This is a genomic window from Streptomyces sp. NBC_00250 (assembly GCF_036192275.1).
In the GTDB taxonomy this organism is placed as follows: Bacteria; Actinomycetota; Actinomycetes; order Streptomycetales; family Streptomycetaceae; genus Streptomyces.
Genome location: NZ_CP108088.1, coordinates 7,140,607 through 7,154,060, shown reverse-complemented (window position 1 = coordinate 7,154,060; position 13,454 = coordinate 7,140,607). Strand labels below are relative to the sequence as shown.

The window sequence follows — 13,454 nt, the reverse complement described above, 5'->3', positions numbered from 1 at the left end:
TAGTTTTCGCGGTGCAGGCCTACTATGTGCGCCATGGCCCGACCGCGCAAGCCCCTGCTCAGCCGAGACCGCATCGTCGAGACGGCGGGCGCACTCGTGGACGCGGAGGGCCTCGGGGCGCTCTCGACCCGACGGCTCGCGGCCGAACTCGGGGTGAGCGGGCCCTCGCTCTACAACCACTTCCGCACCAAGGACGAGATCCTCGACGCCGTCGCCGACGCGGTGAGCACGAAGATCGATCTGTCGATGTTCGCGGAGGACGACGGCCGCGACTGGCTGACGGCGCTGCACGACTGGGCCGTCTCCTACCGGGCCGCCCTCGCCGACCACCCGCACATCGTCCCGGTCCTGGCCCAGGGCCCCGGCCGTCGTCCGGCCGGCCTGCGCGTCGCGGACGCCGTGTTCGGCGCGATGGTCCGCGCGGGCTGGCCGCCGGCCCAGGCCACCTCCATCGGCGCGCTGATGCGGTACTTCATCACCGGCTCGGCCCTCGGCTCCTTCGCCCGTGGCTTCGTCGACGACGAGACGGCCTACGATCCGGCCGACTACCCCCACCTCGGCCAGGCGCACCGCCTCGCCGAGCACCGGCAGAAGGTCGACGAGGGCGCCTTCGACACGGGCCTGCGGGCGCTGCTCGACGGGCTGCGGCTCCAGTACGAGGCCCGGACGCGGGAGCCCGCGGCTCCGCACGACATGTCGGCCACCACCGAAGCGTGAGTGCGGGACGCTGGACGCATGGCAGCCAGTGACCTCGCCGCACTCGCGGCGCTCTTCGCGGACGAGACCCGCGCCGCGTTCGTACTCGCCCTGCTCGACGGACGGGCCTGGACCGCCGGGGAACTCGCCCGGCACGCGGGCGTGGCGCCGTCCACCGCGAGCGAGCACCTCGGAAAGCTCGTCACCGGCGGGGTGCTCGCGGAGGAACGCCAGGGGCGGCACCGGTACGTGCGCCTCGCCGACCCCGGGATCGCGCATCTCGTCGAGGACCTGGCCACCCGGTCCGAGCCCGCGGTGGCCTCACCGCCGCGCTCGTTGGGCGCCGCGAACGCCGGGCGGGCGATGGCCCGGGGGCGGACGTGTTACGACCATCTCGCCGGGCGGCTCGGCATCGCGATCACCGAGGCGATGACGGTGCGCGGGCTGCTGCGCCAGGACACCGGGTTCGCGCTCACGGACCGGGGTCTGGCCTGGTTCGACCAGCTGGGCATCCCTCTCGTACGCCGGGGGCGGCGGCCCGTCGCGCGCGGCTGTCTCGACTGGACCGAGCGGCGGCCGCACCTCGCGGGGATCGCGGGAGCCGCGCTGTGCCGACATGCGCTGGACGCCGAGTGGTGCGTACGGATCGGGTCCGAGCGGGCCGTGAAGGTGACCGGGCGGGGCGAGAGCGAGCTGTACGCGCACCTGGGCATCGCGCCGGAGGAGCTGCGGTGAGACCGGTGCCGCCCGGCGGCTCCCGGCCGGGCCCCCGCCCCGACCCCGGCGCCCGCCCCCACCCCGGCCCCGACCCCGCGGATATTGCGGTGAGCGCCGAAGGGTCCGCGTCCTACGGTCGGGGCATGCAGAAGCAATCCTCGCGGCTCGCGCTCGCCGCCGCCGGTGTCACGGTCGTCCTGTGGGCCTCCGCCTTCGTCTCCATCCGCAGCGCCGGAGAGGCCTACTCCCCGGGCGCGCTCGCGCTCGGGCGGCTGCTCGCCGGGGCCCTGGTCCTCGGGGCCGTCCTCCTGGTCCGGCGGGAGGGGCTGCCGCCCCGGGCGGCCTGGCCGGGGATCGTGATCTCGGGCCTGCTCTGGTTCGGGGTGTACATGGTGGTGCTCAACTGGGGCGAGCAGGAGGTCGACGCGGGCACGGCGGCGATGGTGGTGAACATCGGACCGATCCTGATCGCGCTGCTCGGCGCCCGGTTCCTGAAGGAGTCGCTGCCACCCAGACTGCTCGCGGGCATGGCGGTGTCCTTCGCGGGCGCGGTGGTCGTGGGCCTCTCGATGTCCCGCGCCTCCGCCGGCGCACACGCCTCGCTGCTCGGGGTCCTGCTCTGCGTCCTCGCGGCGATGGCGTACGCGGGCGGGGTCGTGGCGCAGAAGCCCGCGCTCGCCCACTGCAGCGCGCTGCAGGTGACGACCTTCGGGTGCCTGGTGGGCGCGGTGGCGTGTCTGCCGTTCGCGGGGCAGCTGGTCGAGGAGGCGGGCCGGGCCCCGCTGTCGGCGACCCTGAACATGCTCTACCTGGGGGTGTTCCCGACCGCCCTCGCGTTCACGACCTGGGCCTACGCCCTGGCCCGTACGACCGCGGGAAGGATGGGCGCGACGACGTACGCCGTGCCCGCCCTCGTCGTGCTGATGGCGTGGCTGTTCCTGGGCGAACTGCCGGGGCTGCTCACCCTCGCCGGGGGCGCGCTGTGCCTGGCCGGTGTGGCCGTGTCCCGCTCGCGTTCGCGGGCCGCCGCCGGCGCCGGAACGGCCGAATCCACCTGACAGGGCATGGCCCCGGTTCCGGTCACTTCACACACGTCCGACGCCGGGTGTGCGCCCGCGACCTGGAGCGGACATACCCGTCAAGCCCCAGTTCCGGCCGGTCGGACGAGAAGGCACGTTTCGTGGGCTCCCGGCCGGATAGTTTCGAGTCGGTCACAGGCGCGGGCCGGAACATCACGCTCCGGCACCTTCTCGCAAGCCGACGGGGGAGCTCATGGCGATTCAGCAGCGGGCGGAACGTACTAGACAGGAGATCCTGTCGGCGGCCGCGAGGGTGTTCGACGGGCAGGGCTACGACCGGGCGTCGCTGGCCAGGATCGCCGGCGAGGCCCGGGTGACCACCGGCGCGCTGGTCTTCCACTTCGCGACGAAGGCCGATCTGGCCACGGCGGTCAGGGGAAGGGCCCGAGCGGTCACCCGGATCACGGTCGAGTCGGCCTGCCTGTCGACGGAGGGGGTCGGCGGCACGGCCATCGACAAGCTGGTGATCGCCACGCACGCGCTGATCCGGCTCTTCGAGACCGACCCCATGGCACGGGCCGGCGAACGCCTCGCGCGGGAACTCCAATTGACCGACCCCGGGCTCTCCGGGGACTGCCCCTGGCGGCGCGAGGTGGCGCGCCTGGCGCGCTTCGCGGAGGCGGAGAAGGCCCTGCGTCCCGGCGTGGACGCGACGGCGGTCGCCGCACTGATCGGCTATGTGATCACCGGGGTCGAGCTGGAGATGCGCTGCCCGAACGGCCCGACCGGCGAGAGCTGGCCGCCGGACGAGCCGAGGACGACCGAGAACGGCGCCCTGCGCGGGCCCGCCGAGCAACGACTCGACCGCATCTGGAAGTTGATCCTGCCGGGCCTCGTCCATCCGGCCGGGCGGCGGCGCGGCGCCTGAAGCGTGTCGCGGGGGGCACGGGCGCCGGCCATTGACGGATCGTCACCCGGCTCTGCCGGACACCGGCCATGAAGACGGCCGCCCCGACCGGATCCCCTTACGGGGGTGACGGCCACCGTAGGTCGTGCGCGCCAGGCGGCGCGGGCCAGGCGGGACTTTCCGGACACGACCTGGCCCGATCCGCGCCCGCGGTGACGGCCGGAGCCGCGCCGCCGCCGACCGGCCGCGCCTCACTCCCCCGAACGCAGGAGCTGGCGGGCGAAGTCCGCCAGGGAGCGGCCGATGCGCTCGGTCGACAGCCCGAGTTCGTGCCGCTGGAACTGGAACAGTTCGGGTGACAGCGGGCTGAGCGCGATGTCGATCAGCGGGTCCGGGTCCTGGATCCCGTGGTCGACGAGCAGCGTACGGACGTGGACGCGCCAGAAGCCGTAGGCCCCCGTCCGGAAGCGCGCGGGGCCGGTCTCCGCCCCGAGGGCCAGCGGCAGATGGCGTTCGAGCAGATCGAGCATCGCCAGGTAGAACGCCGCCAACCGCTCCCCCGCGGGTGCGCCGGGACCGAGCGGCGGCGGGCCGTAGATGAGCTGGCCCTGGAGCAGGCGCTCGTGCTCGTCGAGCAGCGCGACGGCGACCGACGACGGATCGGGGAAGCTCCGGTAGAGCGTGGCGCGGCCCACCCCGGCGGCCTTGGCGATCCCGTCCATGGTGACCGTCCGCGGATCCTGCTGGGCGAAGAGCTGCTCGGCCGCGGCCAGGATCTGGGCCCGGTTGCGTTCCGCGTCCGCGCGTCTGCGCGGGGCGACCGGCTGGTCGTCCACGGCCTGAAGATCGCCGAGGAGCCCGCCGACCCGGTGGACGGAGGCGGCTCCACGACCCCGCTGCTCGTCGTCGCTCATGGACCAGACCTTACTTCCCTCGAGGCTAAGTGGACACCTTGTCCGTTTGCCATGCCCCGTGGCATGCTAAACGGACTCAGTGTCCACTTAGCCTTTCGCCTTCCCGCCCCAGGGAGATCAAGATGCACACCGCGCTCCTCGCCGCGGCCCTGCTGGTCGGCTGCCTCCTGGCCGTCCAGGCCTCGGTGAACCTCCAGCTCAACTCGGCCGTCGGCACCCCGTACGGCGCCTCGACGATCCAGCTCAGCGTCGCGACCGGTCTGCTGACCGTGCTCGCGGTGGCGGCCGGAGCGCTCGGCGCGCTCGGCAAACTGCCCGACGTCGAGCCCTGGCAGCTCCTGGGCGGACTCGCCAGTCCGCTCTACATCACCAGCGGCATCCTGCTCTTCCCACGGCTCGGCGCCCTCGCCGCCGTCGGGCTCTTCGTCACCGGCCAGATGTTCGCCTCGCTCGCGCTCGACCTCTTCGGCCTCCTCGGCCTCGAACAGCAGGACCTGAGCGTCGGGATCGTCGTCGGCGCCGTGGCCGTGCTCGCCGGCATCGTCGTGATCATCCGGGGCATGAAGGCCGCGGCTCCCCCCGGCGCACCGAAGATGTCGAGCGCCGGCCGCGCCGGCTGGCTCGCCCTCGGCGTGCTCGCCGGAGCCGTGCTGCCCGTGCAGGGCGCGGTCAACGCCCAGCTGCGCGCCCAGCTCAAGGAGCCCGTCACCGTCGCCGTGATCAGCTTCGCCGTGGCGACCTTCACCATCGCCGTCGTCCTGCTCGTGCTGTACGCGACCCGGAAGACGCCGAAGCCCAAGATCGCCCCGCTGAAGAAGATGCCCTGGTGGGGCTGGCTCGGTGGCGCCTGCGCCGCCGCCTACGTCACCGGCACCTTCCTGCTCATCCCCGAGATCGGGGCGGCGGTGACCATCGCGCTCACCGTGACGGGCCAGCAGCTCACCTCGGCCCTGATCGACCACAAGGGCCTCTTCAAGCTCCCCCAGCGCTCCCTCACCAAGGCGCGCACCCTCGGCCTCGCCCTGCTGATCGCCGGCTCCCTGACCATCCAGCTCGTCTGACGGCCGGCTCCCCGGCCATCCGGCTCGCCTGACGGCCGGCTCCTTGACCGTCCGGCTCGTCCGACCGTCGGCTCCTCGACCGTCCAGTTCGTCCGACCGCCGGTTTCCCCGACCGAAAGGTGTGTCATGAAAGCGTCCTACTCCGCCGGGCCGGACCTCCACGTCCTCCCCTCGGCGCTGCCCATCCCGGGCCTCGGCGACCAGCCGGTGAACGCCTTCCTCCTCCGGTCCGGCCAGCCGCTCCTCGTGGACACCGGCATGCCCGTCGACCGGGAGGGCTTCCTGGAATCCCTCTGGTCGCTGATCGAGCCGGCCGATCTGCGCTGGGTCGTCGTCACCCACGACGACCGCGACCACACCGGCGCCCTCGCCTCGATCCTGGAGGCCGCGCCGAACGCGAAGGTGCTCGCCAACGCCATATCGCTGACGCGAATATCGGAAGAGTTCGCCATTCCGCAGGAACGGGTGGTCACCGCGAACCCGGGAAGCCGCGTGAAAGTCGGCGACCGCGAGCTGAGTTTTCACCGGCCTCCCACGTTCGATTCGCCCGGAACCCTCGCCGTGTTCGACCATTCCGATGGAACGCTCTACAGCTCCGACAGCTTCGGGACCGTCGTCGAAGAAATCAGCCAGGACTTCGCCGACCTTTCCGAGGAGGAATTCTTCCACGGCTTCGATGTCCTGAACCGGGCGATAGCACCGTGGACCGCGCTCGTCGACGAGGCGAAATTCCTCCGGCCGGTGCGCGAACTGGCCGCCCTGCGCCCCGCGAAGCTGCTCAGCGCCCATGGGCCGACCGTCCGCGAGGAGGCCGTACCGCGCCTCTTCGAGGCGATGGCCCGCATCCCCTCCCTGCCCGCCTGGCTGCCCGACGCCGACCTCGACCTGGAGGCGGCGCTCGACGCCGTCGAGTCCCCGGCCGCCTGAGCCGGTCGAGTCCCCGACCGGCCGGGCCCCCGCTCCGCCCGTGTACGAACCGAGGAGAACCATGTTCGACCCGACCACCACCGACCTGACGCCCCCGCGCGGAGTCGTCACCGTCTTCTCCGACATCTGGTGTTCCTTCGCGCACATCGCGATCCACCGGCTGCACACCACCCGGGCCCGCCTCGGCCTGGAGGAGCAGGTCTCCTTCGACCTGCGCGCCTTCCCGCTCGAACTGCTCAACGACGCCCCGAGCCCCCGCCCCGGCACGGACAGCGAGGTCGCCCGGATGGGCAGCCTGGAGCCGGCCGCCGGCTGGCAGCTGTGGCAGGCCAAGGACTGGCTCTACCCGTCGACGACCCTGCCCGCCCTGGAGGCGGTGCTCGCCGCCAAGGAGCAGAGCCTGAACGCCTCGGAGCAGCTCGACCTCGGGCTGCGCCGGGCCTTCTGGGCCGAGTCGCGCTGCATCAGCCACCGCAAGGTGATCCTGGACGTCGCCGCGGAGACCGGCGCCGTCGACGTCGACGCCCTCGCCGAGGCCCTGGACGACGGGCGCGCGCGCCGGGCGCTGGCGGACCAGGCGGCGCTCGCCAAGAGCGACCGGGTGAACTGCAGCCCCCATCTGTTCCTGCCCGACGGCTCCGACCACGCCAACCCCGGCATCGACGTGGGCTGGGAAGGCGCGTACGGCATCGGCTGGCCGGTGATCGGCTCGGACGACCCGAAGGTGTTCGAGGACATCCTGCTGAGGGCCGCCACTGAATAGTTGAAAAGGCCCCCAAAAGGCGGCCGTGAAACCGGAACGACGGCCAGGCATTCCTGTACGAGGAATGCCTGGCCGTCGTTCCTTTTTTTCGTCGGCAGAACATCGCGGTGATTATTAATTGCGTGACCCGGCCGTTATTCGCAAGGCCGGTCGAAGCTCCTACAGTCATTCACGCCGCCGGAATTCCGGACGGAGATTCGTATCGACAGCGGGAGTTCTTCATGTCGTTGACCGACAAGGCAGACGTCAGCACGTTCGTCGACCTCACCCAGCACGAGATCGAAGCCCTGAAGACCCGGTTCAACCTGGCCGACGCGCACACCCACCAGCGTCAGTCCACCTCCCAGGAGCGGATCGTCTCGCGGCTTCCCGAGCTGTGGCACGAGTCCGAGTCGAAGCAGCAGGCGCACTTCGAGCGGCAGTTCCTGGACGCCTTCTTCCGGCTGCACCAGCAGCCCACCGCCCGTGCGATGGGCCGCACGCTCCTTTCGTACTCCGCGAGCGTGTCGACCATGGTCGCCGGCATGTTCCTCAAGCAGCGCGGGATGTCGGTGCAGTTGGTCGAGCCCTGCTTCGACAACCTGGTCGACCTGCTGCGCAACATGCAGGTGCCGATCGCCCCGTTCGCCGAGTCGGCGCTGCACGACAAGGACGCGATCTACGAGCGGCTCGTCGAGGAGATCACCGCGGACGCGATCTACCTCGTCGACCCCAACAACCCGACCGGGTTCACCCTGCTCGCCGAGAAGCTGGAGGGCTTCCGCGAGGTCGTCCGCTACTGCGTGGACCACGACAAGGTCCTGGTGATGGACTTCTGCTTCGCGTCCTTCGCGCTCTGCGACGAGGGCGTCGGCCGGGTGGACATCTACGAGCTCCTGGAGGAGTCCGGCGTCACGTACATGGTCATGGAGGACACCGGCAAGACCTGGCCCATCCAGGACGCCAAGTGCGCCATGATCACGGCCAGTCGGGACATCCAGGAGGAGGTCTACAACCTCCACACCAGCGTCCTCCTGAACGTCTCGCCGTTCGTCCTCAACATGGTCACCCAGTACGTCGAGGACTCCATCACCGACGGCTTCGCCTCGGTGCGCGACATCATCCGCACCAACGGCGAGGCCGCCCGCCACGCCCTCAGCGGCACCATCCTGGAGTTCCAGGAGCCGGTCGTCGGCACCAGCGTCGCCTGGTTCCGCATCAAGCCGGAGCACCTGACGGCCACCCAGCTGCAGGCCGTCCTCTTCGACGAGGAGGTGTACGTCCTGCCGGGCACCTTCTTCTACTGGAACACCAAGGAGAAGGGCGAGCGCTTCGTGCGCCTGGCCCTGGCCCGCGAGCCGGAGCTGTTCGCCGGCGCGATGGAGCGGATGCGGAAGGTGCTCGAGCGCTATGCCGTCTGACGCGAACCCGGTGGTGTTCATCGACGCCACGCTCTTCATGGGCATGCACAGCGAGGACGACGGCGTCCGCCTGGCCGCCAAGGCCTTCTTCGCGGGCCGGCTGGCCGCGGGTGAAGCGGGCGGGGTCGTCATGAGCTGGGAGCAGGTCGGCCGCTGCGACGACCTCGTGTGGGGATACGAGCGAGGGGTGCAGGACGACTACTACCCCTTCATGGACGTCCTCCACACCGACCTGGCCATCGAGCGGGCCGCCTACGAGGAGGCGGACGTCCGCCGGGCGTTCACCACGCCGGAGCTCGAAGGCCTGCCCACGCACGAGCGTCTGCTGCTCGCCCAGGTCATCGGCCGCGGGGGTGTGCTGCACACGGCGAGCCCGCGGCTGCTCCGGACGACCGGCCTGCCCGTCGTACCGATCGGCTCCGGCGAGGAGCACTCGTTCCCGGCCTATCTGGAGGACCTCTACCAGCGCTCGCTGGTGCTGACGGTCGACTCCGAAAGCCTCTGAAGAACCCTCCGAAGAACCTTCTGAAGACCTCCGAAGGCCCCTCCGCAGACCCCTCTGTAGACATTCCGAAGGGCACCCCTCTCATGCCTGGCACCTACTCCGGGACCGTCGTCCCGCTGATCACCCCCTTCGACGAGCACGGCGTCGTCGACGAGCAGAGCGTCGTCCGTCTCCTGGACCACATCCGCGCCGAGGTCAACGGCCTCATGCCGGCTCTGACCTCCGGTGAGGGCTGGAAGCTCGACGCGCGGCAGTGGCAGGACGTCGTGACCTACACCGTGCGGCACTCGGGCGGCCTGCCCGTGCTCGCCGGCATCCAGCTCCCCGACACCGCCGCGGTGATCGACCGGGCCCGTACCGCGGCCGCGATCGGCGCCGACGCCGTCGTCGTCACCACGCCGTTCGGCGCGGACGTGACGCAGGACGGGATCGTCGAGCACTACGAGGCGATCCGCGCGGCCCTCGACATCCCGATCTTCCTCTACAACGAGGAGGCGCTCTCGGGCAATCGGATCGAGTTCGAGACCCTGATCCGGATCTGCGAGGAGATACCCGGGATCGTCGGCATCAAGGAGTCCAGCGGCGACGCCGCGTTCACCCGGAAGATGGCCGGGGCCGGCACCGGCATCCCGGTCTTCGAGGGCTGGGAGAACCTCCTCGTCGACGCCACCGGCATCGACGGCTTCATCGGCCCGCTGGCCAACCTCGAACCGGGCCTGTGCAACGCGATGCTCGTCGACCCGACCCCGGACCGCCAGACGGAGATCAACACCGTCTGCGAGCGGTACGGCGTCTTCAAGGACGACTGGTACCGCTGGGTCAAGAAGGAACTGCACCGGCGCGGCGTGATCGCTTCCCCCACCGTGCACGAGGAGGCGAAGGCCGCATGAGCGCCACCCCCGCCGCTCCCTCCGCCGTCCCGGTCGCCGCGCACTCGATCACGGCCCCGGCCGCGACCGCGCAGCGCGAACTGCACAGCCTCTACCGGCGGGTTCCCAACCTCGGCGACTACGGTTCGATGGCCGCGATCGAGGAGCGGTGGATCCTGCCCAAGGCGCGGGCGTACGAGTCCTCCGCGCCCCGGTTCGGCTCGGCCGGCGAGCTGCTCCAGGCGCTCAAGGAGTTCCTCGCCGAGGAGGAGGCCTCGCTCCCGGAGAGCGCGACCTTCCTCGCCGAGCACGCGACGCTCGACCAGTTCAAGGTCGTGGTGCGGCAGTTCGCGCTCGACGGCCTCACCGAGTCCGAGTCGCTGCTGCCGGTCGTGCCCCGGCTGCCGTACCGCTCGGCGATGGCGGTCTTCCGCGTCCTCATCGACGAACTCGGCTGCGGCAACGAGGAGAAGGCGCACTCCCAGCTCTACCGCGACCTGCTCACCGAGCTCGGCATGAGCCTCCGCCTCGACGACTACCTCGACGAGACGTCCCCGGAGTGCTTCGCCTACGTCAACATGTTCCACTGGCTGGCGAGCCGGGCCCCCTCGCCCCAGTACTTCCTGGGCGCGTACGCCTACTTCGAGACCAGCGTGCTGTACGCCTTCCAGAGCTTCGCGCGGGCGGCGCGGCGGCTCGGGATCGTCCACGACGCCTACTACACCGAGCACCTCTACATCGACGCGTACCACAGCAGTCATATGCGTACGGCGATCCGCGCGCTCGAAGAGCCGGACCTCGCGAAGATCTGGGCGGGCGTACGGCTGGCCTCCGACATCGTCGGTACGGCCACGGAGACGGCCCTCGCGCGGGCGCGGGAGACCGTCGCATGACGGCCGTGCCCGCGGGGCGGCGGCGGGACTCCGACGAGCCCACCGTCCGCCAGGTGACCGAGGAGCTGGTCCTGGTCGAGGTGGGCGGCCGCAAGGTCCTCGCGGCCGCCGTCTGCCCGCACCGCGGGGGCCGGCTCAAGTACGGCAGGGTCGACGGGGACAGGCTGCGCATCACCTGCCCCCTGCACCACACGACCTTCGACCTGACCAGCGGGGAGCGCCTGTCGGGCGCGGCGTGCGCGGCGCTCCGGGTGGTCGACGTACTGCCGGGGGACCTCTCCGTCCCGGAACAGCGCGACCCGGCGCACGACAGAGAGGTCGCGCCGACCTCGGGAACCGCCCCCGCCGGGGGCGCCTCATGACCACCACACCGACCGGGGCGGCGTCCACCGTGACGCCGCCCCGTGCGGCAGTCGACCACGACGGCATAGCTCCGGTGCCCGAGGCCGAACGCACCTCGACGCCGGGCGACTTCGGCTGGATCTGGCCCTCCGCGCAGTTCTCCTTCGGCACGGTCGTCCTCGGCGCGCTGCCCGTCGTCTTCGGCCTCGGCTGGTGGGCCGCGGCGGGCGCGATCGCCGTGGGCGTCGCCGTCGGCACGGCACTGCTCGCTCCGCTGGCCCGGTTCGGCGTCCGCACCGGCACCAACGATCCCGTGGCGAGCGGGGCGCACTTCGGCGTCCGGGGCAGGGTCGTCGGCAACGTCCTCACGGTGGTGACCGCGCTCGGCTTCTTCGCGATCGCCGTGTGGACGGGCGGTACCGCCGTCATGGTCGCCGGCCACCGGCTGCTCTCCACCCCCACCGGCCCCGGCGCGCTGACCGCCGCGATGTTCGTGACGGCGGCGGCGGTCGCGCTGGTCGCCGTACGCGGCCACGAGACCCTGGTCCGTACGTACCGGGTCACGGCGGTCACCGGCGGCGTGGTCCTGCTCGGCACCGTGCTCGTCCTGGCTCCGGACTTCGACGCGGGATACGCCGGCGGGACACTCGCCCTCGACAGCGCCCTGCACACCTGGCTGCTCGCGGCGACCGCGTCCGCCGCCGTGCCCCTGTCGTACGCCACCTTCCAGGGCGACTACACCCGCTTCATGCCCGCCTCCACCCCCACCGGCCGGGTCGTGCGGGCCAGCGGGATCTCCATGTTCCTCAGCAGTCTCGCCGCGCTGCTCACCGGCGCGTACGTGACGACCCTCTTCCCCGTCCCCGACGCTCCCTGGCTCCAGGGCCTGACGGACGCGGTGCCCGGCTGGTTCGCGGTCGCGGTCGTGGTCTTCGGCTTCGCGGGCACCCTGCCGCAGGCGGGGCTCTGTCTGTACGCGGCCGGGCTGTCGGCCAACTCGGTGTTCTGGCGCTCCTCGCGGGCCGCCGTGACCACGGTGGTCGCGCTGCTCGCGGCTGCCGTGCTGTACCTCGGGGCGGTGGTGTACGACGCGATGGACGCGATGTCGGCGTTCGTGACGCTGCTGCTCACGGTCGTCGCCCCCTGGGCGGCCGTGCTCTTCGTCGGATACGTGCTCCATCGGGGCCGGTACGACGCCGAGGCGCTGCGTACGTTCACCACGGGCGGCGGCGGGCGGTACTGGTACACCGGCGGGGTCAACCCGCGGGCCGCCGCGGCCTTCACGGTCGGCTCGGCCGTCGGGGTCCTGTGGGTCAACAATCCGCTCTACACCGGCCCGTTGACCGAGCTCACCGGCGGCGTCGACCTGAGCCTGCCGGCTGCCTTCGTGGTCGCCGCCGTGCTGTACGGGGCGCTGTGCCGGGTGTGGCCGGAGCCACTGCTGCCGCCGTCGCGAACTTCGAGGTGACGCATGTCCACTGACCTACTCACGGTCCGGCTCACGGTCCGGTCGGTCGTCCGGGAGGCCGAGGGCGTCCGGGGGCTCGTACTCGCCGATCCCACGGGCGCCGCGCTGGCCCCGTGGGAGCCCGGCGCGCATCTGGAGGTGACGCTGCCGTCCGGTGCGGTCCGGCACTACTCGCTCTGCGGGGACCCGGCGGACCGGAGCACGTACCGGCTCGGGGTGCTGCGAGAGCCCGACGGCCGCGGCGGATCGGAGGAGATCCACACCTCCGTCGGCGAGGGCACGGTCCTCGCGGTCCGGGGTCCTTTCAACCGCTTCCCGCTCGTGTCCGCCGCGCGGTATCTGTTCATCGCGGGGGGCATCGGCATCACCCCGCTGCTGCCGATGGTCCGCTCCCTGCCGCCGGGGTCGTGGTCGCTGCTGTACGGCGGCCGGAGCCTGGCGGCCATGGCGTACCGCGAGGAGCTCTCCGCGCTCCCCGGGGTCACGCTCGTCCCGCAGGACACGGCGGGGCTGCCCGACCTGGACGCCGTCCTCGCCGGGATTCCGGCGGAGACGGCCGTGTACTGCTGCGGCCCGGAGGGGCTGCTGCGGGCGGTGGAGGAACGGTGGCCCGGTTCGCTTCACACGGAACGGTTCCGCGCGGCGCCGGCACGGGACTCCGGGGGCGGCGACGGCTTCGAGGTGGAGCTGCGGCGGAGTGGGCGGACCGTGCGCGTCGCGCCCGGGCGTACCCTGCTCGACGCGGTTCGCGAGGTGGTTCCCGGTGTCGCGTACTCCTGCGAGGAGGGCGTCTGCGGTACCTGTGAGACGAAGGTGATCGCCGGGACGCCCGAGCACCACGACTCCGTCCTCGGCGAGGACGAGAGGGCCTCGGGGACGACGATGATGATCTGCGTGGGCCGCTCGCGCGGCGACCGTCTCGTGCTGGACCTGTGACGCGGGGAAGCCCGTACCGGTACGCCGGTACGGGCTT

15 protein-coding genes are annotated in these 13,454 nt (G+C 71.7%); 14 read left to right on the top strand and 1 reads right to left on the bottom strand.

Features of this window, described 5'->3' with window-relative positions; genetic code table 11:
• Positions 1-33: 33 nt before the first annotated feature.
• From OG259_RS32425 to OG259_RS32410, 4 genes are all read left to right on the top strand, one after another.
• A complete protein-coding gene (locus tag OG259_RS32425; RefSeq protein WP_328945483.1) occupies positions 34-717 on the top strand; it encodes a TetR/AcrR family transcriptional regulator in 684 nt (227 codons plus the stop codon).
• A gap of 18 nt (positions 718-735) precedes the next feature.
• The gene (locus OG259_RS32420; RefSeq protein WP_328945482.1) at positions 736-1,431 is read left to right on the top strand and encodes an ArsR/SmtB family transcription factor; all 696 of its coding nucleotides are present in this window, start codon (positions 736-738) and stop codon (positions 1,429-1,431) included.
• 125 nt (positions 1,432-1,556) lie between these two features.
• Positions 1,557-2,471, top strand: coding sequence for a DMT family transporter (locus OG259_RS32415; RefSeq protein ID WP_328945481.1), 915 nt, complete (start codon positions 1,557-1,559; stop codon positions 2,469-2,471).
• A gap of 214 nt (positions 2,472-2,685) precedes the next feature.
• Positions 2,686-3,360 carry a TetR family transcriptional regulator gene (locus tag OG259_RS32410; RefSeq protein WP_328945480.1) on the top strand — a complete coding sequence of 225 codons (675 nt, stop codon included), beginning with the start codon at positions 2,686-2,688 and terminating at the stop codon, positions 3,358-3,360.
• Positions 3,361-3,590: 230 nt separating this feature from the next.
• Here the strand turns inward: OG259_RS32410 and OG259_RS32405 are convergent, their stop codons facing one another.
• Entirely contained in the window at positions 3,591-4,253 is a 663-nt protein-coding gene (locus OG259_RS32405) for a TetR/AcrR family transcriptional regulator (RefSeq protein ID WP_266890100.1), read from the bottom strand.
• Between the two features lie 122 nt (positions 4,254-4,375).
• Here OG259_RS32405 and OG259_RS32400 point away from each other — a divergent pair, with 122 nt between their 5' ends.
• From OG259_RS32400 to OG259_RS32355, 10 genes are all read left to right on the top strand, one after another.
• Positions 4,376-5,314, top strand: a complete 939-nt coding sequence (locus OG259_RS32400) for a DMT family transporter (protein WP_266890102.1) — start codon at positions 4,376-4,378, stop codon at positions 5,312-5,314.
• A 126-nt stretch (positions 5,315-5,440) separates the two neighbouring features.
• On the top strand, positions 5,441-6,241 hold the full coding sequence (locus OG259_RS32395) for an MBL fold metallo-hydrolase (protein WP_328945479.1): 801 nt from the start codon (positions 5,441-5,443) through the stop codon (positions 6,239-6,241).
• Positions 6,242-6,302: 61 nt separating this feature from the next.
• Positions 6,303-7,004, top strand: a complete 702-nt coding sequence (locus OG259_RS32390; RefSeq protein WP_328945478.1) for a DsbA family oxidoreductase — start codon at positions 6,303-6,305, stop codon at positions 7,002-7,004.
• A gap of 221 nt (positions 7,005-7,225) precedes the next feature.
• Positions 7,226-8,404: an aminotransferase class I/II-fold pyridoxal phosphate-dependent enzyme gene (locus tag OG259_RS32385; RefSeq protein ID WP_328945477.1), complete on the top strand. Its 1,179-nt coding sequence runs from the start codon at positions 7,226-7,228 to the stop codon at positions 8,402-8,404.
• A complete protein-coding gene (locus OG259_RS32380) occupies positions 8,394-8,909 on the top strand; it encodes a DUF6190 family protein (RefSeq protein WP_328945476.1) in 516 nt (171 codons plus the stop codon). The genes OG259_RS32385 and OG259_RS32380 overlap by 11 nt, the downstream gene beginning before the upstream one ends.
• Before the next feature lie 83 nt (positions 8,910-8,992).
• Positions 8,993-9,799, top strand: coding sequence for a dihydrodipicolinate synthase family protein (locus OG259_RS32375; RefSeq protein WP_266890111.1), 807 nt, complete (start codon positions 8,993-8,995; stop codon positions 9,797-9,799).
• Complete coding sequence (locus OG259_RS32370; RefSeq protein ID WP_328945475.1) at positions 9,796-10,671, top strand: iron-containing redox enzyme family protein; 876 nt, start codon at positions 9,796-9,798, stop codon at positions 10,669-10,671. The genes OG259_RS32375 and OG259_RS32370 overlap by 4 nt, the downstream gene beginning before the upstream one ends.
• Positions 10,668-11,033 (top strand): Rieske (2Fe-2S) protein, encoded by a 366-nt coding sequence (locus OG259_RS32365; RefSeq protein ID WP_328945474.1) that lies wholly within the window; start codon positions 10,668-10,670, stop codon positions 11,031-11,033. The genes OG259_RS32370 and OG259_RS32365 overlap by 4 nt, the downstream gene beginning before the upstream one ends.
• Positions 11,030-12,481, top strand: a complete 1,452-nt coding sequence (locus OG259_RS32360) for a purine-cytosine permease family protein (protein ID WP_328945473.1) — start codon at positions 11,030-11,032, stop codon at positions 12,479-12,481. The genes OG259_RS32365 and OG259_RS32360 overlap by 4 nt, the downstream gene beginning before the upstream one ends.
• A gap of 3 nt (positions 12,482-12,484) precedes the next feature.
• Positions 12,485-13,417 carry a PDR/VanB family oxidoreductase gene (locus OG259_RS32355; protein ID WP_328945472.1) on the top strand — a complete coding sequence of 311 codons (933 nt, stop codon included), beginning with the start codon at positions 12,485-12,487 and terminating at the stop codon, positions 13,415-13,417.
• The last annotated feature ends 37 nt before the right edge of the window (positions 13,418-13,454 follow it).